This is a genomic window from Rickettsia philipii str. 364D (genome assembly GCF_000283995.1).
Classification (GTDB): Bacteria; Pseudomonadota; Alphaproteobacteria; order Rickettsiales; family Rickettsiaceae; genus Rickettsia; species Rickettsia rickettsii.
Window position 1 is genome coordinate 344879 of the sequence record NC_016930.1, and the last position, 23901, is coordinate 368779.

The following is a 23901-nucleotide window of genomic DNA, read 5'->3' on the forward strand; positions in this document are numbered from 1 at the left end:
ATTAATTATTTGTTCTTCAAGTTAGTGAGCAAGATAAATGAATAAAAAGATTATAATTGATGCTAATTTTCCAAGCGAAACAAGAGTAGTTTTATTAGGACAAAGCAACAATATAGAAGATATTGAATTTCAAACAACCGTAAGACAACAAAATAAAGGTAACATTTATTTAGCAAAAGTTACAAGAATAGAACCGTCGCTACAAGCTGTTTTTATAGAGTACGGAATGGATAAAAGCGGTTTTTTACCGTTTAGTGAAATCCATCCTAACTATTACAATTTGCCTACCTCGGAGAGAAATTTTCCGGTTAATGCTTTTCCTGAAATAGCTCTTTCAAATATTACGGTTGAGGATGATAAAGAGAAACCAGCTGCTATATATGATGCTTTGGTTGATAGTGAAGAAATTGACCTAAAAACCATAGAAGATTTAGTAGAGAGTAAATTCCAGTCAGAACTTAATTTAGAAGCGGCTGATGATATTGAAATGATTCAAAGCGGTACCCCTGAGTCAAATATTCCGCAATATAAACAATATAAAGTTCAAGAAGTAATAAGAAAAAACCAAATATTATTAGTGCAGGTTACTAAGGAAGAACGAGGAAGTAAGTGCGCCGCTTTTACTACTTATATATCCTTGGCTGGTAAATATTGTGTTTTAATGCCTAATAAAGGTTCGCAAAACGGTATATCGCGTAAAATATCAAACGGGGAAGAAAGAAAAAGACTGAAAGATATTTTAAATAAAATAGTAAGCGGTGACAAAAATGCTTATAGCGTCATTGTTAGAACCGCAGGTAGAGGAAGTAGCACCTTAGATTTAAAGAAAGACTATAATTATTTAGCAAGGTTATGGAATAAAATTCGTAAAAGTACTATTAAATTTCCGGCTCCGTGTTTTATTCATGAGGAAGATGGTATAATACGTAAAACCATACGTGATATGTGCGATCACAATGTTAAAGAGGTGGTAATTCAAGGACAAGAGGGTTATGAAGACGCTTCAAAATTTATGCAGGATTTATTACCTTCAGAGCTTGTAAAGCTGAAAGAGCATAAAAGTAAAACTCCTATATTTACTAAGTTTCAAGTAGAAGAGCAATTAGTTAAATTATATCAGCCTGTAGTGACGTTACCTTCAGGAGGATATATCGTTATTAATCCTACGGAAGCTCTTATTGCAATTGATGTAAATTCCGGTAAATCAACTTCTGAACAAAATATTGAAGAAACGGCACTAAAAACTAATTTAGAAGCAGCCAAAGAAGTAGCAAAGCAAGTAAAGCTTAGAGATCTATCAGGTTTGATAGTTGTTGATTTTATAGACATGAGCGAAGCTAAGAATCGTAAAATTATTGAACGATCCTTTAAAGAGTTTTTAAGTCGTGATCGTGCTCGTATACAAACCGGTAATATTAGTCAGTTTGGACTACTTGAATTCTCAAGGCAGAGATTACGTTCTTCTTTCTTAGAAACTAATTCGGCAATTTGTTCTCATTGTAACGGTAAAGGAGTCATTAGAGCAAGTGACGCTAATGCTATGTTAATTTTACGTACTATAGAGAATGAAATTTTTGAAGAAAGAATTGATGTAATAAATGTTTTTACCAATATCGTTTCAGTTATTTATCTACTTAATAATAAACGTGCTGAGATAAAATTTATTGAAGAAAAATATAATATAAAGCTTAATTTTTATTCCGATCCTAATGCTACATCAGATAGTTATTCGATTGAAAAAGTGAAGTTGTTCAAGAAAAATAACAATAATTTTAATTCTGTTAAGCCGGTAATTCAGAATCATAATGCTGATTATACTGAAGAAGAGCTGAAAAAAGAACAGTTACGCAAAAATAAACATAAATGGAAAACAGCTAATAATAGTAATAATGTTGCTAATGAAGTAAAAGATAAGAGTTTAGAGGCAGAAGAATCGGTGGAGCAAACCGTAAGCGTTGTGGAAGAGGTGAAAGTTGTAGAAAGTAATGCCGGCTTAGAAGAAGCACAAGCTGCTCCAAAAAAGACAAAACGTAGATATCGTAATAAAACATCAAATAAGAAATGTCCTTCTAATACCGTCGAAGATACGGAAAAGAATGCAGAGTCTTGATTTGAGGGCTATAATAATGTCATTCCTGCGAAAGCAGGAATCCAATAATCCTTAATGTCACCCCGTGGGCTTGACCACGGGGTCCATAAAAATAATAAAAAATACTAATAATATTAGTATTTTTAGCTGGATCCCGCGATCAAGTCGCGGGATGATAAATGATAAACCTATCCACGCCACAAGGCCTACGCGGGGATGACATAGCAATGCTGTAATGACGCGATAAAAAACATAAACTGAAAATAAAAGTGCAGAAAAGTTTAATTACAAAATGGTTGTGTATAAATTGTATAATGGTCATAGCGACGATTGTTATAGGGGGGATAACAAGGCTTACCGGTTCTGGTTTATCTATAGTTGAGTGGCGTCCGGTAACCGGTATTTTGCCGCCTTTTAGTTTTGAAAGCTGGCAATCGGAATTTGCTAAATATAAAGCTTTTCCTGAATATAACTCCGTTAATTACGGAATTACTTTATCACAGTTTAAGTTTATTTATCTGTTAGAGTTTATACATCGATTACTCGGTAGAATTACAGCTTTAATATATATTGTACCTGTAATATATTTTTATTTTAAAGATGTTATAAAAAATCGTGACATGTTACCTTATATAATTGCTTTGTTGTTATTTTGCGTACAAGGCTTTATAGGGTGGTATATGGTTAAAAGCGGCTTGTTGAATAGCCCGTATGTTAGTCATTTTCGACTTGCTTTTCATTTAATTATCGCCGTAATTATTTATCACATACTTTTTTATCAACTAATAAAAAATCGTTGTGATATTTTGTTAATCCCGTCACAAACAGATTTTAAATTACCATTAATATTTTCCGGTATTGCTATTACTGTAGTATATGTGCAAATTTTTTTAGGTGCTTTAGTTGCAGGGCTTGATGCAGGGCTGATATATAATAGTTTTCCGCTAATGGATGATAGATTTATCCCGATGGAGATAAAAGATAATTTCTTTGATCTTAAAAATTGGTATGATCCGGTTTTTATACAATTCATACATCGTTTAGTCGGCTATAGCGTATTTTTGGTTGTTGTAGTTTTGATAATTTGCTTGTTAAAAATAGAGCATCCGAAATTAAATAAGATAGCGTATTTTCTAATGATTGCATTATTTATGCAGGTATCTACCGGCATCATTACTCTTTTATACTCTGTACCTATAATAATTGCCTCTATACATCAGCTTTTTGCTATAATCCTGTTATCTGTAATAATTTGGTGCTATTTTTTAATAAAAAGTTCCTAATTTATTAAAAATATGATCATCGATGTCAATACTCCTATTTCTTCTAGATTAGATAAATATTTAAAACGTCTATATCCCTTATTGACTCAAGGAGTAATAGAGAAAGCATTACGTCAAAAACAAATTACCGTTAATTCTCAGAAAGCAGAAGCGAGTTTAAGCGTAAAGGGCGGCGATAAAATTTTTATTAACGATAAGTTTAATTTACCTGTTAAGCAACCTGAAAAATTAGTTTTTACCGACGCTGAAATTAAGCTAGCGAAGAAAATTACTACCGATTATTTGATATATGCAGATGATAATTTAATAGCTATAAATAAACCTGCAGGTCTTGCTACTCAAGGCGGCACTAAAATAAATTTATCTATTGACTCTGCATTAAAATATTTGAATTATAAAGGTACTGATTTTAAGCTAGTACATAGATTAGATAAAAAAACAAGCGGTTTGCTCTTAATAGCCAAAAATTATTTAAGTAGTGTAAAACTTCATGATGCTTTTAAAGAAAAATTGGTTGTAAAAACATATTTTGCCGTAACCTATGGGAAGCCAATTAAAAATGTAGGCGAAGTTAGAAGTAATATAGAAAAGAGTAAAGGAAGTACACCTAAAATTACTGATATTGATAGTGAAAATGGTAAACTTGCCATTACTTATTATAAAGTACTTAAATCACTTGATAATAACTTATTTTTAATTGAATTTACGCCGGTTACAGGTAGAATGCATCAATTAAGGTTGCATGCTAAATTATTAGGTTGTCCGATACTTGGAGATGATAAATATGGTAATAAAGCAATAATGCCGTATAGTAAATATATGTTCTTGCATGCTCATAATATATGTTTATCTGAAAAAATTTTTGGTCAAGAGATTAAGTTAGAAACAAAATTACCGTTTTATTTTACTAGACGTCTTACATAAATTGCTTCTAAAGGTAATTTGTACGTCGATCCGGTACTCGAATCCTCATGTCAAGTGTACGCTGTGGTTCTGCGTTCCGTGTCTCCTTCAAATTTCTTTTTATTAGCTGCGTTATGTAAGACGTCTATTGATAAGTTTGTGGAGTGTTGCAGTTATGATGCGTAGATATTTTTTATTGTTGCTTTTTTTTATTACTAATTGTATTGATTGTTTTGCAGATATACAGCAAAGAATCAATGAAGCAGAAAAAGAATATGTCAGTAATAGGTTTTTAAATGCCGTTTTTATGTTTGCCGATGATTATAAACCTTTATTCACCGGTGCTAAAGGAATTTTTGCTTTAAATGGTGAGCAATTAAAAGCAAATGAAATGATACCTATTGTTTCTGCTACAAAGCCTTTTACAGCAGCTGGAATCTTAAAATTACAAGAACAGGCATTATTAAATATTTTATAAATATCTTGATCCGGAAATGTGGGGTGGAAAAGTGCCGGATTGCGCATATAAAATATCTATCCATAATTTATTAACGCATAGTAGAGGTATTGCTGAATATTTTAGTTTTGTTAAACTTGATTTAAATATGCCTAAGAAAGAGATTCATAAGAAAATATTACAATTTGTTTCTTCTAAGCCTTTAGAAATATCTATAGGGAAAAAATTTAAATATAGTAATACTAATTTTGTTATACTCGGTATGATGATAGAAAAGGTGGCTAAAAAAGATTTAGCTAACTTTTTTTATGATGAATTTTTTAAACCGCTTAATATGAAATCTACTAGTTTTGCTTCATATAGTGAAGCCGCTAGAATCCAAAAAAACATTATTAGTTCTAATTATCCGGTAAGATATTTTTTAACGCCTAATAATAGTAATAAACCTATATTTACTTCTGTAACTGCTGATTTTTTAGCAGTTCCTTGTGCTGACGGTGGTATAATATCAACACCGGTTGATCTTATTAGATGGTATAGGGCATTAAATGAGGAGAAAATTCTTTCTAAGAAGTCGTATAAACTTATGACTACTAAATATTTTTTAGCACAAGATATAGAAGGGCGTAAGTCTTATATGGGTTACGGTATTTTTCTTACTGATCTTGATTCTAAGCGTTTAATGATTCATTATACGGGAAAAGCCCTTGGAATACAAAGTGAAGCAGGATATGTTTTGCCTGATAATCTTTATTTTGCTATACTCAGTAATACTATGATAAAAATTCCTGAAGAAGAAAAAGATAAAATTGACATGAAAAATCCTTTAAATCAACTTGGAATAATTTATTTTAGAGAGAAGGAGGGGTTATACAACAAGTCTAATGCAGATAGTTACTTGGAATATTAATTCATTGCGTCTACGGATCGATTTATTAAGAAAATTAGCATATGAACATCAGCCGGATATTATTTTACTTCAAGAAACAAAGGTAGCTGACTCATTATTTCCTCTTGAAGTTATTAAAAATATAGGCTATGAACATGTAATATATTCAGGGCAGAAATCATATAACGGTGTTGCTATTATTTCAAAATTTCCTTTGAATAATGTTTTTTCATTGGAGTTATATAATAGTGATAAAAGGCATATAGCAGCTATGGTTAATGATATAGAAATACATAATTTTTATGTTCCTGCCGGCGGTGATATACCTGATATCGAGGTAAATACAAAATTTAAGCATAAGCTTGAATATATAAGGTTAATGCAGGAATGGTTAACGACTAACCGTACTAAAAATGATAAAATGATTATTGTTGGGGACTTGAACATTGCTCCGCATGAACATGATGTATGGTCTAGTAAGCAGTTGCGAAATGTTATCAGCCATACCGATATTGAACGCTCGTTATTGGTAGAGCTACAAAATGCGTTAGGTTTTATTGATAGTAGCAGACATTTCGTATCGCTTGACGAAAAATTTTATACTTGGTGGAGTTATAGAAATATAGATTGGAAAAAATCTAACAGAGGTAGAAGACTTGATCATATTTGGGTTAGCGATAATTTAAAAGGTGCATTATTTTCTATGCATTTGCTATCAGAAGCACGTGATTGGTTTTCACCTTCGGATCATGTGCCATATTTTGTGACTTTTAATTTACAGATGTCATCCCGTGGTCAAGCCACGGGATAACAATAGTCTTAAGGAGTAATTAGTGGATATTAAGTTAGGAAAATATAAGCCGACAAAGGAAGAATATATAAAAAGCTTTAAAGATATGCTCCTACTGCGTCGTTTTGAAGAAAAATGCGGTCAGTTATACGGAATGGGAGAAATCGGTGGTTTTTGTCATTTATATATAGGGCAAGAAGCAGTAATTTCTGCAGTAGATATGGTTAAACAAAAAGGTGATAGCACTATTACTAGCTATCGTGACCATGCTCATATTATTTTAGCAGGAACTGAGCCTAAGTATGTTCTTGCCGAGCTTATGGGGCGTGCTACAGGTTGCTCGAAAGGTAAGGGTGGCTCGATGCATTTATTTAATGTACCCAACAAATTTTACGGTGGACACGGTATAGTAGGGGCTCAAGTACCGATAGGTACAGGGCTTGCGTTTGCTGAAAAATATAACGATACGCATAATATCTGTTTTACTTTTTTAGGTGACGGTGCCGTTAATCAAGGTCAGGTATATGAAGCTTTTAATATGGCTGCTTTATGGGGTTTGCCGGTAGTTTATATTATTGAAAATAACGAATATTCGATGGGGACGTCTGTAGCACGTTCTACCTTTATGCGTGATTTATATAAGAAAGGGGCATCGTTTGGGATTAAAGGATTTCAGCTAGACGGTATGGATTTTAAAGAAATGTATGACGGCTCTAAGCAAGCAGCCGAGTATGTTAGAGAAAATAGCTTTCCTCTGATATTAGAGGTAAAAACTTATCGTTATCGTGGGCATTCGATGTCCGACCCGGCAAAATATCGTAGTAAAGAAGAAGTGGAGCAATATAAAGAGCGTGATCCGTTGGTAATAATAAGAAAAACGATACTCGACAATAAATATGTAACCGAAGCGGATTTAAAAGCAATAGAACAGTCGGTAAAAGAAATTGTGAAAGAAGCAGTAGAATTCTCAGAAAATTCACCGCTACCTGATGAAGGGGAGTTGTATACACAGGTGTACTGTTAAGGCGTCATTGCGAGGAAAAACTGTAAGTTTTGACGACGCAATCTCAGAAATTTGTTATTATTTCATGAGATTGTCACGCAGCCTACGGCTGCTCGCAATGACGTTCACGCAGGCAAGCCTCCTTGCAATAATGTTTAATTTGATCAAATAAAAAAGAAAAATGCAAATAACGGTACGTGAAGCATTGCGTGATGCCATGCAAGAAGAGATGATAAGAGACGACAAGGTTTTTGTCATAGGCGAGGAAGTTGCAGAATATCAAGGAGCTTACAAGGTAACTCAAGGATTACTAGAGCGATTTGGTCCTAAGAGGGTAATTGATACACCGATAACGGAATATGGTTTTGCAGGGCTTGCAGTCGGAGCAGCTTTTGCAGGACTTCGCCCGATCGTAGAGTTTATGACCTTTAACTTTGCTATGCAAGCATTCGATCACATAGTTAATTCAGCGGCAAAAACACATTACATGTCAGGCGGGCAGGTCAAATGTCCGATAGTATTTAGAGGACCAAACGGAGCAGCAAGTAGAGTAGCTGCACAACATAGCCAAAATTATACAGCTTGCTATTCCCACATTCCGGGATTAAAAGTAGTAGCTCCTTATAGTGCAGCAGATCATAAAGGACTTATGCTTACAGCTATTAGGGACGATAATCCCGTTGTTTTTTTAGAAAATGAAATTTTATACGGTCATAGTTTTGACGTGCCGAAAACAATCGAGCCTATACCCTTTGGTCAGGCAAAAATTTTAAGAGAGGGTAGTAGTGTCACTATAGTAACTTTCTCGATGCAAGTAAAACTTGCCTTAGATGCTGCAAATGTTGTGCAGAATGATAATATTGATTGTGAGGTGATTGATCTTCGCACTATTAAACCGCTTGATACTGAGACAATAATAGAATCAGTGAAAAAAACTAATCGTTTAGTTGTAGTGGAAGAAGGGTGGTTTTTTGCAGGTGTTGGTGCAAGTATAGCTTCTATTGTTATGAAAGAAGCATTTGATTATTTAGATGCTCCGATAGAGATTGTAAGCGGCAAAGATCTTCCCCTTCCTTATGCTGTTAATTTAGAAACACTAGCTCTGCCGAGTGAGAGCGATGTAATAGAAGCCGTTAAAAAGGTTTGTTATTATAGTATTTAATGTATTAGCTTAGTTTTTTCGTCATTGCGAGCAACTGAAAGGAGCTTGGCAATCTCATAAAGCAAGATTCCAGAGATTGCTTTGTCAAAACTTACAGTTTTCCCTCGCAATGACGATGTCAACTTGTTTAGGCATATCTACTTTGCAGCTCTTTTACGGTCGTTAGGGTCAAGTAGAGCTTTACGTAAACGAATAGATTTCGGTGTGACTTCAACTCGCTCGTCATCTTGTATATAGCTGATTGCCTGCTCTAACGTTAAAAGCATTGGCGGAGTTAGCCTTATGGCTTCGTCTTTACCTGTTGCTCTAACGTTGCTCAGTTGTTTCGCTTTTAGTGGGTTTACCTCTAAATCATTATCACGATTATGTTCGCCGATAATCATGCCTCTATATACTTTGTCACTAGGGTTTATAAACATTTTCCCCCTTTCTTCTAGATTCCATAGAGCATATGCGACTGCTGCCCCGTCACCGTTAGAGATAAGCACACCGTTACGTCTTCCCTCGATATTTCCTTTATAATCAGCATATCCATGGAAAATACGATTCATAATCCCTGTGCCTCGTGTTTCGGTTAAAAACTGGCTGTGATAGCCGATTAACCCTCTAGACGGTCCGATAAACGTAACACGGCTTTTACCGCCGCCTGACGGCCTCATATCAGTCATTTCGGCTTTTCTCAGTGCTAAAGATTTTACGACTACTCCAACATAATCATCATCAACGTCAACTTGGATTTCTTCCATCGGTTCTTGCTTATTACCTTTCTCATCAGTTTGGAATAATACTTCGGGTCTGCTAATAGATAGCTCAAATCCTTCACGACGCATAGTTTCAATTAAGATCCCAAGTTGTAACTCACCACGCCCTGCAACTTGGAAAGCATTTTTCTCCGCAGCTTCAGTAACTTTTAAGGCCACGTTACTTTCAAGCTCACGCATTAACCTAGCTCCAATTAAGCTCGACGTAACTTTTGTCCCTTCGCTTCCTGCAAGCGGTGAGTCATTAACGCTAAAAGTCATGGATAAAGTCGGCGGATCGATAGGTAGAGACGGTACGGCCTCGGTTACCTCAGGGGAGCAGATAGTATCGGCAACGTTGGCGTTTTCAACGCCTGCTACGGCAATAATATCGCCGGCTGTAGCATCATTTATAGCGATTCGCTCTAAGCCTCTAAAGGCTAATATTTTAGTGATACGTCCGGTTTCAAGTACTTTATTCTCACGATTTAATACTTTTACGTTTTGGTTAATTTTAACAGTGCCGCTTTGTACACGACCTGTTAAAACCCTACCGAAGAAAGAGTTATATTCTCTAGTAGTAACAAGCATAGAAAACGGTGCTTTGTCATCGGCTAAGGGTTTTGGTACATGCTGTACTATAAGGTCGAAAAGCGGTGCTAAATCATCTGCTAAATTGTCTAAAGGATTAATTTTATCATCAAAGGTTAAAGATGCTCTACCTGCTCTACCTGATGCATAAACTATAGGGAAGTCAAGCTGATCGTTGTTTGCTTCAAGTGCCACAAATAGCTCAAATACTTCATCGATAACTTCTTTAATTCTTTGGTCATCTCTATCGATTTTATTAATAACGACAATAGGTTTTAAGCCGAGATTTAACGCTTTAGAAAGCACGAATTTTGTTTGCGGCATTGGTCCTTCCGATGCATCGACAAGTAGCACTACACCGTCAACCATGCTAAGGATGCGTTCTACTTCACCGCCAAAATCGGCGTGTCCTGGCGTATCCACTATATTGATACGGATATCGTTCCACATAAGAGCAGTGCATTTGGCAAGTATCGTGATTCCACGCTCACGCTCAAGATCGTTAGAGTCCATAGCACGCTCAGCAACTGCTTGGTTAGCTCTAAATGTTCCGCTTTGTTTAAGCATGTTATCAACAAGCGTAGTTTTTCCATGATCAACGTGGGCAATAATTGCTATATTACGAATAGATGTCATCTTTAAAAATTCTCACAAGTTTACAATAGTTTTTCCTATTATACACTAAAATACCAAAAATTGGAATATAAGTTCTTGAAAAAGAAATTGATTTAACTGTAGAATAAAAATTACTAAGAATTTTTAAACTTTAAAATAAGAGAAATTAATGAACGATAATACAGTTTTATTTATATTTGATTGTGACAATACTTTAGTTGGACATTCGCATAATTATATCGGAGAGAGGTTAGGAGGTTTAATAGCACGTAATATACAACATCGCTTTTTTAGTTCCTATGAAGAACGAGAGCAAGAAAAAGTTAGGCTTGAGCAAAAATTTTCTATAGAGCTGATGGAGAAATTCCTAGATAATGAAAATTTAGGTTGGAAAATGAAGAGCAAATAGCACGCCTTTTTAAGAATATTATATAAAATAGCTATAGCATCATTTAATGATTATCCTCATGCTGTAAAATATGCATTAGCAAGGTTACTAGGAAAGGAAGATGCAGCAAAAATTTATATAAAATCAGCTTTACCTTCTAATAATTTTGAAGAAATACAAAATTGTACTAAAAAAGAATATATAAGAGAAATAATTAATAATACCGAAATAACTGTCAATGCTGCAAAAGACTATGGTATTACAGTAGTTTTGGTTAAGAACAAAGGAACAGAGCATATTCATGAAGCTTTTTTTATATGAATTTAATGAAATGAACAGCATGAAATTTATATTGAGCTAGAAGAACCGGCTACTGAACCTTTGTTTAGTGATGGAGAGAGTACCTATTTAAGTCCTGAAGCAATAAAAGCTATTTCGTTTGAACCTATTTCTAGTGATTATTATTCGGATGGCGAATATATACCATGGGGAGGCGGGAATGTGCCAATGTTAGGTAAAGGTTAAGTTTTTAATTATAGACAAATTGCTTGATGTTATTTATTCTTAGATTAATAAGGGTGTTGCTCCAGTGTCATTCCCACGTAGGCGGGAATCCAGTCATCTTGAATGTCATCCCGCGACTTGATCGCGGAATCTCAGGATACTGCCTGTGACACAAGATCCCGTGGTCAAGCCATGGGATGACAATTCTAGTCGATACCGTTTAACCTAAAAGGATCAAGGATGATATACCGAATATTATGTTTATGCATATTCATAATAAATTTCTCAACTATTACGGAGGCACAAAATGTGCCAATTAAAGAAGATAATTTTAAAGTTAGAGTAGCTGTTGCTGATGTACAATCTATATTGGAAGGTTCGATCGCTATAAAAGATTTGCGTAATAAAATCGAAAAGCTTAATCATAAAATTCAAGAGAATATTGCTGCAAAAGAAGCAGAATTTAAACCGCTGGAAGAGAAGCTGCTAAATGAGCGTTCTCATTTAAGTGAAACTGAATTTGAGCATAAAGTAAACGAATTTAATGCAAAAGTTAGCCACGTGAGAAAAGAAATTCAGATTAAGAAAACAAAACTTGAACAAGCCCACGCTGAGGCTATGAGTAGAGTCCATGAAACAACTATTACAATAATTAGTGAACTTGCTGAGAAATATAACCTTAATTTGGTAATTCCAAGTGCTCAAGTCTTATATGCCAAAAATAATTTGAATATAACTTCCGAAGTGACTTTTATGTTGAATGAGAGATTAAAAGAAGTAACAATAAACTATTGATAGTGTTGTATGGATTTTTGTGTGTCATTCCCGCGTAGGTGGTAATCCAGAAAAATAACTTCAATATTGATACAGAAGTTACATATTTGATAAAATAAATCTATAAAAACTAGTTTTTATAGATTTTACTGGATTTCCGTCTACGCGGGAATGATATAAACAAGAGAGTATTTAATATGGCAGAATTTACACCGATTACAATTGCATACGGGGACGGTATAGGTCCTGAAATAATGGAGGCAGTGCTTTATATATTACGTAAAGCCGAGGCTCGTATTCGTTTAGAAACCATTGAAGTAGGTGAAAAGCTTTACAAGAAGCATTATACTTCAGGCATAAGCGAGGAAAGCTGGGAATCAATACAACGCACCGGTATTATACTTAAAGCCCCGATTACTACTCCGCAAGGTGGAGGATATAAAAGTTTAAATGTCACGATTCGTAAAACATTACAGCTTTTTGCTAATATTCGTCCTGCCGTTTCGTTTCATCCTTTTACTAGAACATTACATCCAAATTTGAACCTAACTATTATACGTGAGAATGAGGAAGATTTATACGCAGGTATAGAATACCGTCAAACGCATAATATGTATGAGTCAATGAAGTTGATAAGTCATACAGGATGTGAGAAGATTATTAGATATGCTTTTGAATATGCAGTAAAAAATAACCGTAAAAAAGTCATGTGTTTAAGCAAAGATAATATTATGAAATTTTCCGATGGGGTTTTGCATAAAGTATTTAATGAGATTGCAAAAGAATACCCGCAAATTAATAACGCGCATTATATTATCGATATCGGGACGGCAAGGCTTGCTACCAAACCGGAAATATTTGACGTTATCGTAACTTCTAATTTATACGGTGATATCATATCTGACGTAGCTGCTGAAATTTCAGGCTCGGTAGGTCTTGCAGGTTCTGCAAATATTGGGCAGCATTATGCGATGTTTGAAGCGGTACATGGAAGTGCTCCCGATATTGCCGGTAAAGATATCGCAAATCCGTCAGGGCTTTTAAATGCTGCAATAATGATGCTAGTACATATAGGGCAGGGTGATATCGCTACATTAATCGAAAATGCTTGGAAAAAAACTATAGAGGATGGCGTTCATACAGCCGATATATATAACGAGCAGAGTTCTAGTAAAAAAGTCGGTACAAAAGAATTTGCCGAAGAAGTAACAAAAAGATTAGGACAGTTACCGACAAAGCTACCTAAAGCAGATTATCCCTTAATTGCTGAGAAGCAAGAAAGCAATATAGATTATAAAATTGATACTAAAGAAGTTAAGAAATTGGTTGGTACGGATATATTTGTGAATATGAATGTATCTTCTGCTCATGATATAGCAGATAAAATTAATAAACTTGATCTTGGTAATTTTGAGTTAAAAATAATCTCGTCAAAAGGATTAAAGCTGTGGCCTCGTGATACAAGGTTTGAAACTGTTTCCGATCATTGGTGTTGTCGTTTTATGAATAAAGACGGCACCGAAATAAAGCATTTAGATATAACAAGATTGCTTGAAGCTTTAAGCACAGCAAATATCGATTTTATCAAAGTAGAGAATCTGTTTGAATTTGACGGGGTTGCAGGTTATAGCTTGGCTCAAGGTGAGTAAAAACGTCATTGCGAGTGAACTTTAGTTCGTGAGGCAATCTCAGGACTTGTGCATGAGATTGCTTCGTCAATTATTTTATAATTTCCTCGCAATGATGAAAGAAGGATAAACACAATGACACTATACTATATAGGAATTTTATTAGTAATTATTGGATTATTTGCTATATTTTCAGGAATAATCGGTTTTTTTAGATTTCCTGATTTTTATACTAAATTACATGCCGCAAGTGTTATTGAGAGTTTCGGCGTGCCTATTTGCTTAATAGGTTTTGCGTGCATTGAAGCAGATATTGTGAACTCTGTTAAATTAATTTTAGCGGCTTTATTGATTTTTATACTAAATCCGGTAGCAACTCATGCACTTGGTAAAGCATCTTTATTTATGAAAATTAGAGCTGATAGTACCGTCATTGCAAGGAAAATTACGAAGTAATTGACGAAGCAATCTCAGGATACTTGATAAAATTGCCACGTCGAAATTACGTTTCTCCTCGCAATGACGTTAAATTTTAATAACCATATGACAGTAAAGACAGCTTTAAATTTTGATCTCGGCAATTACCTACTTAACTTAATTGCTTTTTTATTGATCTTAATCTCGATAAAAATAATTTTTGCTAAAGATTTACTAAATGCAGTGATTGCTGCTTCTGTATTTAGCTTATTAATTGGTGTATCCTATCTTATTATGGATGCTCCTGATGTCGCAATGACCGAGGCAGCACTTGGAGCTTGCTTATCAACATGCGTATATTTGAATTTGTTGCGTAAATTACCTTCGGATTTAAAGAATATTGAGAGAACTAATATTATTCCAGCAAGTTTAATATGTTTATTGTTTGTAGTAACTCTTGCTTATATGGGGCTAGAATTACCGAATTACGGTGATGATAATGCTCCTATTCATATGCATTCAAGTAAATATTATATCGAAAATACCTATAGAGATATAGGTATACCTTCTTTTGTTGCGGCTATTCTTGCAAGTTATCGTGGATATGATACTTTAGGTGAAACTAGCGTAATTTTAATTGCAGGAATTGCCGTGCTGTTGATATTTTCAAGAAAGTCTGATGATGCCATACCGCGACTTGATCTCGGTATCTCAGGACACAGCAGGCGATACAAGATCCCGTGGTCAAGCCACGGGATGACAAATCCAATAATAAAATATATTACTAGTTTTATAATACCTTATATAATTTTATATAGTATATATATTCAGCTTAACGGTGAGTCTTCGCCGGGTGGTGGGTTTCAAGCAGGTGTTATATTGGCATCTAGCCTTATTGCTTATGATTTAGTTTACGGTAATCGAAAATTAAGCCGATATTTTCCTCCTAACGTGCTAGTTTGTATTGCGGTTTTAGGTGTAGCAATATATGCAATTGTAGGAACAATATCACTCTTTTTTAACGATAATTATTTAAATTATTATTCACTAACAAATTTTATCAATGATAAGCTACTTGCTCAGCATATTGCGATAGTTATTGTTGAAATGGGTATAGGTTTAACTGTTGCAGCTATTATGTACTTAATTTACAACGTATTTAATAATTATGAATAGTCTATTTGTACTAATTAAGCGTGAATTGATAGTGCAGAATCGCATTAATAATATAATAAAATATCTAGTTATATTTTTTTTATTTTGCATAATTAGTACTGTTTTAATTAACAGTGAAAGGGATATTAACAAATTCGGTTTAATTTTTTCGGTCATTTGTTTATTAATTTCATTAATCGGTTTTTCTTCGGTTATATTTAAATCTGATTTGGAAGACGGAAGCTTAGAGTTATTATTATCAATTGTTAGTCATGAAAAAATTATATTGGCTAAATTTTTTGCTATATTTATCAGTAGTACGATAGGGCTGGTTTTTGTTTTACCCATTATTTATGTCTTGTTTGATAAAACTTTGCTTGAGATAATATTTTTCTTTATTAGTGTATGGATGATATTAGTGTTATCAAGTAGTTTAGTAGTGTTATCCGGTAGCGTGCAATGTTATTTTAAGAAGAATGCTAACTTTGTCGGTACGTTTATCATGCCGTTATTAATTCCGAATATTATAATGACAGGTTTAATATTACAGGATAATAACTTACAATTAATTTTTATTATGATAGGAATTAATTTAGTATTTTTACCGATTTCATTCTTCTTGAGTTCCTGTTTAATTAAAAATATTTATAATATTACGTGATTTTGCTTTATTTTTACTAATGTAGTGATATAAAATAAGATGAATATTATTAATAAATTTTTTGAGCAAAATATATGTGGCAGGCTTTACGAAGGTTAATGGCAGCAAATCCTATGGGATTTTTTCTGTGGTCTATTATCACTAAATGGTATTTAATTATAGCGGTTGCTTCCTTAATTACTTTATATTATACAGTATTGGGCTTAAAAAAAATTGGGTTTATAGATTATTTTACTGAAACTACAGTCGAGATATTAGATACAACTAAAGCAGTTGCTCAAAATTGTACTACAAAACTCGGTCCTAATTGGAATCGTTTAGTTAGTTTTTGGAATTGCTTAAGTGATCCTGGCGAATATAAGCATGAAGAAGGGACAGGAGCACGAGTGTTAGAAGATGAAATAAATAAACTTACGCCAAAACAAGCAGATAGTGTTGCAGATGCTGAACGTCCTATAATAAATCCTTATGAAGCACGAGAAAATCCAAATAATCTTAATAATACCCCAAGCGGTAGTAATAATAATCATTAATTTATGTCACTTTAATATTATATGTCGGATACTGAAGATAATAAAAACAAACAAACAACACGTCGTGATTTTATGGTTCTAACGGCTAGTAGTGTTGCAGCAATTGGGGCAGCATGTACTCTTTGGCCTCTCGTTGATTCTTTGAACCCTTCTGCGGACGTGCTAGCTTTATCATCAATTGAGGTTGATTTATCAAATATTGCGGTAGGTCAAACAGTTACGGTTAAATGGCAAGGTAAACCGGTTTTTATCACTAACCGTACGCCTGACAAAATAGCTGAAGCAAGAGCCGTGAAAATGTCAGAGCTGATTGATCCTGAAGCAGATGAAGCACGTGTGAAAGCAGGGCATGATAATTGGCTGGTGACGATCGGGATCTGCACGCATTTAGGTTGTGTACCGCTTGCTAATCAAGGTGAATATGATGGATGGTTCTGTCCGTGCCATGGTTCACAATATGATTCTTCAGGTAGAGTTAGAAGAGGTCCTGCTCCTTTAAATTTAGCTGTGCCGCCTTACACTTTTATTAGCGACAAAAAAATTAGAATCGGGTAATTATTTATGAATGAAGATATTACCCCTAAAAAGCCTAATGCTATTATAGAATGGATAGATTATCGTCTTCCTATTTTTGCGTTCCTAAAGCATTTTAGTCATTATCAAACTCCGAAAAATCTTAGCTATTTGTGGAATTTAGGCTCTATTGCCGGTATTGCGTTAGTGATTCAGATAATCACCGGCGTCATACTTGCTATGCACTATACTCCGCATGTTGATCATGCTTTCGATAGTGTTGAGCGAATCATGCGTAATGTGAATTACGGTTGGTTACTGCGTTATACTCATGCGGTAGGTGCATCGATGTTTTTTGCCGCAGTATACTTACACATAGCAAGAGGTTTGTATTACGGCTCTTATAAAGCACCTAGAGAACTGCTTTGGCATATCGGTATCATCATTTTTCTAACCATGATGGCTACTGCTTTCATGGGTTACGTGCTTCCTTGGGGGCAGATGAGCTACTGGGGAGCAACGGTTATTACTAATTTATTTTCCGCTATTCCGTTAATAGGGGAATTCATAGTTACGTGGTTATGGGGTGGTTTTTCTGTTGATAACCCGACATTAAATAGGTTCTTCTCACTACATTATTTATTGCCGTTTATTATTGTTGCTTTAGTGGTGCTGCATTTAGTGGCCTTGCATCAGCATGGTTCAAATAACCCAAAAGGTATAGATGTTAAAAGCCCTAAAGATACTATTCCGTTCCACCCTTATTATACCGTAAAGGATTTTGTCGGTTTCGGAGTTTATTTCATAATATTTGCCTATTTTATTTTTTACGAACCTAATTATTTAGGACATCCCGATAATTACATTCCAGCAAATCCGTTAGTTACGCCTGCCCACATTGTCCCTGAATGGTATTTTCTGCCGTTTTATGCAATACTTAGAGCCGTGCCGTCTAAGCTCGGTGGGGTGCTATTAATGTTCGGAAGTATATTTGTGTTATTGTTACTACCTTGGCTTGATACTTCAAAAGTTAGAAGTAGCAATTATAGACCGATATACCGAATGGCTTTTTGGATATTTATGGCAGATTGTTTATTGCTTGGTTATTTAGGTGGGCAGCCGGCAGAAGAGCCGTATATTACCATTAGCCGTTTTGCTGCTTGTTATTACTTTTTTCATGTCTTAGTAGCTCTGCCGCTGATAGGTAAATATGAAAAACCTCTGCCATTGCCGGAGGAGTTGTAAGAGTTAAGTCATTGCAAAGAGATGTCATTGCGAGGAAATTGCATAGCAATTGACGAAGCAATCTCAGGAGTTTGTTATTATTTCATGAGATTGCCTTGCAGCCTATGGCTGCTCGCAATGGCGTTTTTTGTATTATACAAATTTATGAAGTAACCAATAGTATATTATAGTAACTAATAAGCAAAATGGTATACTCTATACTGGTGTTACTTTTAATTGAATAAAAAGAATATATCAACACAAAAATGATACAATTAAGGAGTTTAGTAAAAATTGCAAAATTTTAGTATTTTATAAAATTCATCAACTATGAATTCAGCAATAAATAGAGAAAAACAAATTAAAGCCGGTTTAAGAAATAAAAAAATTAAATTAATAAAATAAATGGCAAGGAAAGACAAAATCTCAACACAACAATCTTATAAAATAATATATACACTCCTGAGATTGCTTCGTCAACATTTGCAATTTGTCCTTGCAATGACGACTCAAAAAAATTTATGAAAACTAAACTACTGATCTCTATCATCATACTACTAACTTCGTGCTTAAGTTTAGCCAACGAAGAAGTATTACATCCAAAAAAGATGAAATGGTCGTTTGACGGCATATTTGGTACAGTTAATCGTGAAGCAGCACAAAGAGGTTTTCAGGTCTATAAAGAAGTTTGTAGTGTCTGCCACGGTTTAAACAATTTATATTACCGTAATCTTAAAGATATCGGCTTTTCGGATGATGAGATAAAAGAGATTGCCAAAGGTTATATGATACAAGACGGACCTAATGATGATGGTGAAATGTTTGACCGCCCCGCTCTTCCCTCTGATCGTTTTGTACCTCCTTACCCTAATGAGCAAGCAGCAAGAGCAGCTAATAACGGTGCCCATCCTCCTGATTTATCGTTGATAATAAAAGCACGTCATGACGGCGCTAATTATATATATTCGCTACTTACCGGCTATACCGAACCGCCGGCAGATTTTAAGCTGATGCAGGGAACTCATTATAATCCCTATTTCCCTGGCGAGCAAATAGCAATGCCGCCGCCGCTTACAGATGGGCAGGTAACCTATATGGACGGTACTAACGCAAGTGTAGAGCAGATGTCGCAAGATATTGTGGTATTTCTACAATGGGCAGCTGAGCCGGAAATGGAACATCGTAAATCTATGGGTCTTAAAGTTATGATGTTTTTAGCGGTATTTACTATCTTTTTCTATATTGCAAAAAACCGCATTTGGTCTAATTTAAAGTAATTGTTGAGTGGATCAGTTTTCCTATTATTGGCGTTGTTGCATGGATCATTAAACATGTTCAATGTCATTTCTGTGAAAGCAGGAATCTAGTTTTTTAATCTAATTATATACTAAATTTTTATATAGTTTGCTGTGTTTTTATCATTTTTTACTGGATTCCTGCTTTCGCAGAAATGACATAAATAATCAGTCCATGCTGCCCCTTTTTGCCTCTTTCTTAGTATAATGACTTATCTTTGCTATACTTATCCTAAAATTTATATAGATAGGTATTTATGATTACTTTACTTGTGGCGATAACAGGATTTATGAGTTCAATAATTCCTGAAATTTTGAAAATATATAAAGATATTAACGACACAAAACACGAGATAAATATTTTAGACCGTCAAATTGCTAATAACAAAAACTTAATCAGTCTAAAACTTTTACAGAGCTGACCATATTACAAGAAATGGCAGAGTAATATTCTCTTTACTCCACTTATAAATCAGGTGTTAGTTGGGTTGATGCTTTAAATGGCTCGGTAAGGACCCGTGCTTGCCTATAGCTTTTTTGCAATGTATGGAGGAGTTAAATATGTTCAATATAAATCGTTAAAAAGTTCTGCTCTGCTAGTTGAATATCTAGATATATTATTGGGCATAGAAGATCAAACTATTTTTGCGGAGATTATTAGTTTTTATTTTGGGCAGAGTACTTTCAGCAAATTATGGAAATATAAGACTTGAATTTTAAATAGATAATTTTATATATTTAAATATATAACTAACAAAATTAATGGTGGTTTTATGTTAAAGAGCGTAAGATTATATATTCCGTCTATAGCAGCTATGATTTTATCTAGTAATATTGCAATAGCTAATAAGAATTATGATTCCGGTAATGCAACGCCACTGCGTCAGGTAGCAGATTTAATAGATAATCAAATTACAAATATTGATAATTTATTTAAAAATAGATTGCTGCTTTATGAAGCTAATAGCATAAAAAGCAATTTTATTACTAAAGATAAGCAGTATATTATTGTTATGGAAGTACCTGGCTTTGATAAAAGTCAAATTAAGGTTAAAGTAAACGGTAATAAATTATTTATTACAGGGAATATAGAAGAAAAAAATAAAGCTGATGATTCAGATAATTATATGAATAAAAATTTTAATTATGTAATATCATTATATGAAGATGTAGATAAGGCAAATATCTCTTCAAGCCTTAAGAATGGAATACTTACTATTATTCTACCTCGTATTGAGATTAAAGAACAAGAAGCAAGAGAGATAGTCATTGATTAATCAAACATTGCTAAATATTAGCATTTAATTTTTCTGAAACAAAACCTTTCTCTATATAGTTAGGTAATTTTATTAGCTCATGCTTTAGTTCATTATCTACTCCTATGGTTTCAAATTTTCGATCGACTAAGAAAATTATAGGTTTAGTGTTATGAATAAAGAAGAAGTCAAAATTCGGTTTGTTATCAAAATATCGATTAACACGAGGACAATGATAAGCATGAGTAACAATAGCAATTTCAGCATTACTTAAGTCAATATTACCGTTTTCATGCTCTTTATATAGAGTGTTAAATTGTCCGTGCCGGTATTGGTTTGGTATTCCGGCAGCGTAAAAATATAAAAATTTTCTTTTGGATAATCGGTAATAATATTTTTATCAAGCGCTTCTTGTAGTAATTTATTATCATACGCTCCGCCGTTAAACAAAATCATCGGTCCGTATTTTTTCAATTCTTCATATGTTAGGCTAGATATTTGCTTATCAAGTTTTTTATTTGCTACTTCTCTTGCAATCTCTATCTATGCCACGCCTCATCCTAATCCGTCCTCTTTATCTGCAGCCTCTATATTTTGAGTATCGGAATTGATAGGTATTTTGATATAAGAATGTCTTGTGGATTTTTTCATTAGCAGGATCAAACTCTATTTACGGTTATTACCTGCTCAAAATGTTTTATCTTGAGTAAATTTTTGATAACTCTGAAATCCTAGATCGAGGCTATAGCTATAATAAATATAGAAATAGCAGTAGTAAAGTTTTTCTAGTTTTTCATGTTGCGATAAAAATAATAAGATTGAAATATGAAAAGGTCATACCAAAGCTTGACCATGGTATCAAGATAACTTTTAGTAATTTATTCGCTTTTTAGCTTTGCTAGATCTTGAGGGGTAGGCAGGAATTTTTCAAGCTTTTTAGGTAATGTTGCTGTAAGCTTAAATTGTGATACTCCTATTGGTTTTTGGATGCCTTCTATAGCGTATTCTACAGTAATACCTTGTTTTTCTTCGCACAAAATTAATCCAATTGTAGGATTGTCCGAATTATCTTTAATTGTGCGCTCCATTAAATTAAGATAAAAATTTAGTGTACCGGCATATTCCGGCTTAAACTTGCCGGTTTTTAATTCAATAAAACATACATAGCATTTGAGTTTTATGTGATAAAAAACTAAATCCAAATAATAATCTTCTCCCTCAAGTTCTATATGATACTGATTGCCAACAAATGCAAAACCTTGTCCTAACTCTAATAAAAAGTTTTTAATATTATCTATCAATTTATTTTCTAAATCTCGTTCTATTATTTTACCTTGAATATCTAAAAATTCTAAGTTATACGGTTCTTTTATAATCGACCTGGCTAAATCGGACTATAGCTCAGGTAAAGTATTGGAAAAGTTATTTATACCTTTCGCTGACCTTTCATGTAAGTTACTTTTAATTTGCAAAGATAATACATTTCTTGACCAAGCATTTTCGATGGTTTGTTGTGCATACCAAATTCTTTGATTTATATTTTTTAGTTTTGAAAAAATAATAATATTATGACTCCATGTGATTTCTCCAACAGGCGGTTGGAGAATTTGGTCATTATTATATTCTGCAAAAAACTGACGCATATAAGAAAGGTTTTGATATGATAATCCTTGCATTTTAGGAAATTCTTTACACAAATCATCAGAAATATTTTGAATCACTTTTGATCCCCATTTTTCTTTATTCTGACGTGCTAAAATTAATTTTCCTATATGCCAATAAAGAACTATCAATTCTTTATTTGCTGCTAAATGGGCTCTAATACGAGCTTTGCTAATTTCTTGTTTTAAATTTTTGATTAAATTAGTATATGATTCATTACTTAAAGTATTGCTCATTGATTTTCACTACTTCTTACCACCTGCATTCATAGCAAGGTTTGCGGAAACAAATTCTTCAAGGTCACCGTCAAGCACTCCTTTAGTATCGGAAGTTTCATAATCGGTACGTAAATCTTTTACCATTTGATAAGGTTGCAAAACATATGATCTAATTTGATGTCCCCAGCTATTATCGGTTTTAGCGGCATTCTGCTCGTTAACGCTATCAGTACGTTTTTGCATTTCAAGCTCATAGAGTTTGGCTTGAAGCATTTTCATAGCTTGAGCTTTATTTTTATGCTGCGATCTATCGCTTTGGCATTGTGTTACCGTACCGGTCGGTATATGAGTGATACGTACAGCTGAATCGGTAGTATTAACGTGCTGCCCGCCGGCTCCCGATGCTCTAAAAGTATCGATTCTTAAATCTTTATCCTCAATAGTAATTGCTATATTATCATCAATTTCGGGATATATCCAGCTACTTGCAAAGCTAGTCATTCTTTTACCGGCTGCATTAAACGGAGAAATACGCACTAATCTGTGAACGCCAGCTTCGGCCTTAAACCAGCCGTAAGCACGCTTTCCTATTATCCTAATCGTGCATGATTTAATACCTGCCTCTTCGCCGTTAATCATATTGATTATTTCGGTTTTAAAGCCGAGTCTTTCGGCAAAACGCAAATACATACGCATCATAATAGACGCCCAGTCATGGCTTTCAGTTCCCCCGGCTCCAGCATTAATCTCTAAAAAGCAATTATTACCGTCTGCTTCACCTGAAAACAAACATTCCGTTTCAAATTTGGCAGCAATGATGCTTAAATTTTTTAAGTCCTGTTCAATTTGTGACAGTGTTTCTAAATCGTTTTCAGCTTCAGCCATTTCTTCAAGTTCTAAAGCATCTTTTAAATTGGATTTGAGTTTATTAAAAGCGTTTAGTTTTTCTTCTAGATTACTTTTTTCTCGCAGTAATTTTTGAGCATTAGCCTGATCATTCCATAAACTAGGATCGGCTGTTAACTCTTCTAACTCGTTCAGTCTTTCAGTTGATTCTTCAACGTCAAAGTGACCTCCAAAGTAGTTCTAAAGACTGCTCAATTTTTTTTACATAATTTTCTATTTCAGCTCGCATTATTTTTTCCTGTTAT

At 34.1% G+C, this 23901-nt stretch carries 24 protein-coding genes and 2 pseudogenes; 20 read left to right on the top strand and 6 right to left on the bottom strand.

All coding sequences use genetic code 11. The features are described from left to right. The first annotated feature begins 37 nt into the window (after positions 1–37). From RSA_RS01755 to RSA_RS01765, 3 genes are all read left to right on the top strand, one after another. Positions 38–2110 (top strand): Rne/Rng family ribonuclease, encoded by a 2073-nt coding sequence (locus RSA_RS01755; protein ID WP_014364522.1) that lies wholly within the window; start codon positions 38–40, stop codon positions 2108–2110. A gap of 248 nt (positions 2111–2358) precedes the next feature. Further along, complete coding sequence (locus RSA_RS01760; RefSeq protein ID WP_014364523.1) at positions 2359–3372, top strand: COX15/CtaA family protein; 1014 nt, start codon at positions 2359–2361, stop codon at positions 3370–3372. A gap of 12 nt (positions 3373–3384) precedes the next feature. Further along, positions 3385–4296, top strand: coding sequence for an RluA family pseudouridine synthase (locus RSA_RS01765; RefSeq protein WP_014364524.1), 912 nt, complete (start codon positions 3385–3387; stop codon positions 4294–4296). Here RSA_RS01765 and RSA_RS09265 read toward each other — a convergent pair. Then, positions 4278–4406 (bottom strand): annotated as a pseudogene (locus RSA_RS09265) (palindromic element RPE1 domain-containing protein); the annotation flags it as partial. The gene RSA_RS01765 and the pseudogene RSA_RS09265 sit on opposite strands and share 19 nt — an antisense overlap. A gap of 44 nt (positions 4407–4450) precedes the next feature. Between RSA_RS09265 and RSA_RS01770 the strand changes: the two are divergent. The 4 genes and pseudogenes from RSA_RS01770 (at position 4451) to RSA_RS01785 (ending at position 8576) form a co-directional block, all read left to right on the top strand. Further along, positions 4451–5642: pseudogene (locus tag RSA_RS01770) on the top strand (serine hydrolase domain-containing protein). Further along, a complete protein-coding gene (gene xth / locus RSA_RS01775) occupies positions 5617–6432 on the top strand; it encodes an exodeoxyribonuclease III (RefSeq protein ID WP_012150559.1) in 816 nt (271 codons plus the stop codon). The pseudogene RSA_RS01770 and the gene xth overlap by 26 nt, the downstream one beginning before the upstream one ends. Positions 6433–6454: 22 nt before the next feature. Further along, positions 6455–7435: a pyruvate dehydrogenase (acetyl-transferring) E1 component subunit alpha gene (gene pdhA / locus RSA_RS01780; RefSeq protein WP_014364525.1), complete on the top strand. Its 981-nt coding sequence runs from the start codon at positions 6455–6457 to the stop codon at positions 7433–7435. A gap of 160 nt (positions 7436–7595) precedes the next feature. Further along, complete coding sequence (locus RSA_RS01785; RefSeq protein WP_014364526.1) at positions 7596–8576, top strand: pyruvate dehydrogenase complex E1 component subunit beta; 981 nt, start codon at positions 7596–7598, stop codon at positions 8574–8576. 137 nt (positions 8577–8713) lie between these two features. On the opposite strand, the gene typA is transcribed toward RSA_RS01785, so the two are convergent. Then, entirely contained in the window at positions 8714–10543 is a 1830-nt protein-coding gene (gene typA, locus RSA_RS01790) for a translational GTPase TypA (RefSeq protein ID WP_010977004.1), read from the bottom strand. 148 nt (positions 10544–10691) lie between these two features. Between typA and RSA_RS01795 the strand changes: the two genes are divergently transcribed. The 13 genes from RSA_RS01795 to RSA_RS01850 all read left to right on the top strand — a co-directional run bounded on the left by RSA_RS01795 (position 10692) and on the right by RSA_RS01850 (position 20891). Continuing rightward, positions 10692–10931 carry a hypothetical protein gene (locus tag RSA_RS01795; RefSeq protein WP_012150563.1) on the top strand — a complete coding sequence of 80 codons (240 nt, stop codon included), beginning with the start codon at positions 10692–10694 and terminating at the stop codon, positions 10929–10931. A gap of 360 nt (positions 10932–11291) precedes the next feature. Continuing rightward, positions 11292–11435 carry a hypothetical protein gene (locus tag RSA_RS08790; RefSeq protein WP_014364527.1) on the top strand — a complete coding sequence of 48 codons (144 nt, stop codon included), beginning with the start codon at positions 11292–11294 and terminating at the stop codon, positions 11433–11435. Positions 11436–11654: 219 nt separating this feature from the next. Next, positions 11655–12209 (top strand): OmpH family outer membrane protein, encoded by a 555-nt coding sequence (locus RSA_RS01800; protein ID WP_010977007.1) that lies wholly within the window; start codon positions 11655–11657, stop codon positions 12207–12209. A 176-nt stretch (positions 12210–12385) separates the two neighbouring features. After that, positions 12386–13837, top strand: coding sequence for an NADP-dependent isocitrate dehydrogenase (locus RSA_RS01805; protein WP_014364528.1), 1452 nt, complete (start codon positions 12386–12388; stop codon positions 13835–13837). A 114-nt stretch (positions 13838–13951) separates the two neighbouring features. Beyond that, positions 13952–14272, top strand: a complete 321-nt coding sequence (locus RSA_RS01810) for a Na+/H+ antiporter subunit G (protein WP_004996272.1) — start codon at positions 13952–13954, stop codon at positions 14270–14272. A 63-nt stretch (positions 14273–14335) separates the two neighbouring features. Beyond that, positions 14336–15409, top strand: coding sequence for a DUF4040 domain-containing protein (locus tag RSA_RS01815; RefSeq protein WP_014364529.1), 1074 nt, complete (start codon positions 14336–14338; stop codon positions 15407–15409). Next, positions 15402–16049: a heme exporter protein CcmB gene (locus RSA_RS01820; protein WP_012150568.1), complete on the top strand. Its 648-nt coding sequence runs from the start codon at positions 15402–15404 to the stop codon at positions 16047–16049. The genes RSA_RS01815 and RSA_RS01820 overlap by 8 nt, the downstream gene beginning before the upstream one ends. 74 nt (positions 16050–16123) lie before the next feature. Further along, positions 16124–16582: a DUF2670 domain-containing protein gene (locus RSA_RS01825; RefSeq protein ID WP_014364530.1), complete on the top strand. Its 459-nt coding sequence runs from the start codon at positions 16124–16126 to the stop codon at positions 16580–16582. Between the two features lie 21 nt (positions 16583–16603). Beyond that, a complete protein-coding gene (gene petA, locus RSA_RS01830; protein WP_004996261.1) occupies positions 16604–17137 on the top strand; it encodes a ubiquinol-cytochrome c reductase iron-sulfur subunit in 534 nt (177 codons plus the stop codon). A 6-nt stretch (positions 17138–17143) separates the two neighbouring features. Continuing rightward, the gene (locus RSA_RS01835) at positions 17144–18340 is read left to right on the top strand and encodes a cytochrome b (protein ID WP_014364531.1); all 1197 of its coding nucleotides are present in this window, start codon (positions 17144–17146) and stop codon (positions 18338–18340) included. Between the two features lie 500 nt (positions 18341–18840). After that, entirely contained in the window at positions 18841–19596 is a 756-nt protein-coding gene (locus RSA_RS01840) for a cytochrome c1 (protein WP_014364533.1), read from the top strand. Between the two features lie 308 nt (positions 19597–19904). Next, entirely contained in the window at positions 19905–20036 is a 132-nt protein-coding gene (locus RSA_RS09935) for a hypothetical protein (protein ID WP_268957846.1), read from the top strand. Between the two features lie 351 nt (positions 20037–20387). Next, the gene (locus tag RSA_RS01850) at positions 20388–20891 is read left to right on the top strand and encodes an Hsp20/alpha crystallin family protein (protein ID WP_014364534.1); all 504 of its coding nucleotides are present in this window, start codon (positions 20388–20390) and stop codon (positions 20889–20891) included. 249 nt (positions 20892–21140) lie between these two features. Here RSA_RS01850 and RSA_RS01855 read toward each other — a convergent pair whose 3' ends face one another. The 4 genes from RSA_RS01855 to prfB all read right to left on the bottom strand — a co-directional run bounded on the left by RSA_RS01855 (position 21141) and on the right by prfB (position 23885). Next, on the bottom strand, positions 21141–21326 hold the full coding sequence (locus RSA_RS01855; RefSeq protein WP_014364535.1) for a hypothetical protein: 186 nt from the start codon (positions 21324–21326) through the stop codon (positions 21141–21143). A gap of 422 nt (positions 21327–21748) precedes the next feature. Further along, a complete protein-coding gene (locus RSA_RS09270) occupies positions 21749–22246 on the bottom strand; it encodes a DUF1016 domain-containing protein (RefSeq protein ID WP_331270649.1) in 498 nt (165 codons plus the stop codon). Positions 22247–22264: 18 nt separating this feature from the next. Further along, on the bottom strand, positions 22265–22768 hold the full coding sequence (locus RSA_RS09275) for a DUF1016 N-terminal domain-containing protein (protein ID WP_014364538.1): 504 nt from the start codon (positions 22766–22768) through the stop codon (positions 22265–22267). A 9-nt stretch (positions 22769–22777) separates the two neighbouring features. Further along, positions 22778–23885 (bottom strand): peptide chain release factor 2 gene (prfB, locus tag RSA_RS01870; RefSeq protein WP_155813320.1). Its coding sequence is split into 2 segments (ribosomal slippage): positions 22778–23815 and positions 23817–23885, totalling 1107 coding nucleotides; the frame shifts between segments, so codons are not numbered across the junction. Between the last annotated feature and the right edge of the window lie 16 nt (positions 23886–23901).

Excerpts from the sequence above, each read along its gene's own strand:
- typA (WP_010977004.1), bottom strand. The coding sequence starts at position 10,543 with ATGACATCTATTCGTAATATAGCAATTATTGCCCACGTTGATCATGGA.
- RSA_RS01840 (WP_014364533.1), top strand. The coding sequence starts at position 18,841 with ATGAAAACTAAACTACTGATCTCTATCATCATACTACTAACTTCGTGC.
- RSA_RS01785 (WP_014364526.1), top strand. The coding sequence starts at position 7,596 with ATGCAAATAACGGTACGTGAAGCATTGCGTGATGCCATGCAAGAAGAG.
- RSA_RS01810 (WP_004996272.1), top strand. The coding sequence starts at position 13,952 with ATGACACTATACTATATAGGAATTTTATTAGTAATTATTGGATTATTT.
- RSA_RS01825 (WP_014364530.1), top strand. The coding sequence starts at position 16,124 with ATGTGGCAGGCTTTACGAAGGTTAATGGCAGCAAATCCTATGGGATTT.
- RSA_RS01805 (WP_014364528.1), top strand. The coding sequence starts at position 12,386 with ATGGCAGAATTTACACCGATTACAATTGCATACGGGGACGGTATAGGT.
- RSA_RS01835 (WP_014364531.1), top strand. The coding sequence starts at position 17,144 with ATGAATGAAGATATTACCCCTAAAAAGCCTAATGCTATTATAGAATGG.
- petA (WP_004996261.1), top strand. The coding sequence starts at position 16,604 with ATGTCGGATACTGAAGATAATAAAAACAAACAAACAACACGTCGTGAT.
- xth (WP_012150559.1), top strand. The coding sequence starts at position 5,617 with ATGCAGATAGTTACTTGGAATATTAATTCATTGCGTCTACGGATCGAT.
- RSA_RS01820 (WP_012150568.1), top strand. The coding sequence starts at position 15,402 with ATGAATAGTCTATTTGTACTAATTAAGCGTGAATTGATAGTGCAGAAT.
- RSA_RS09275 (WP_014364538.1), bottom strand. The coding sequence starts at position 22,768 with ATGAGCAATACTTTAAGTAATGAATCATATACTAATTTAATCAAAAAT.
- RSA_RS01800 (WP_010977007.1), top strand. The coding sequence starts at position 11,655 with ATGATATACCGAATATTATGTTTATGCATATTCATAATAAATTTCTCA.
- RSA_RS01765 (WP_014364524.1), top strand. The coding sequence starts at position 3,385 with ATGATCATCGATGTCAATACTCCTATTTCTTCTAGATTAGATAAATAT.
- RSA_RS01855 (WP_014364535.1), bottom strand. The coding sequence starts at position 21,326 with ATGATTTTGTTTAACGGCGGAGCGTATGATAATAAATTACTACAAGAA.
- RSA_RS01815 (WP_014364529.1), top strand. The coding sequence starts at position 14,336 with ATGACGTTAAATTTTAATAACCATATGACAGTAAAGACAGCTTTAAAT.
- RSA_RS09935 (WP_268957846.1), top strand. The coding sequence starts at position 19,905 with ATGAGTTCAATAATTCCTGAAATTTTGAAAATATATAAAGATATTAAC.
- RSA_RS01755 (WP_014364522.1), top strand. The coding sequence starts at position 38 with ATGAATAAAAAGATTATAATTGATGCTAATTTTCCAAGCGAAACAAGA.
- RSA_RS01795 (WP_012150563.1), top strand. The coding sequence starts at position 10,692 with ATGAACGATAATACAGTTTTATTTATATTTGATTGTGACAATACTTTA.
- RSA_RS01850 (WP_014364534.1), top strand. The coding sequence starts at position 20,388 with ATGTTAAAGAGCGTAAGATTATATATTCCGTCTATAGCAGCTATGATT.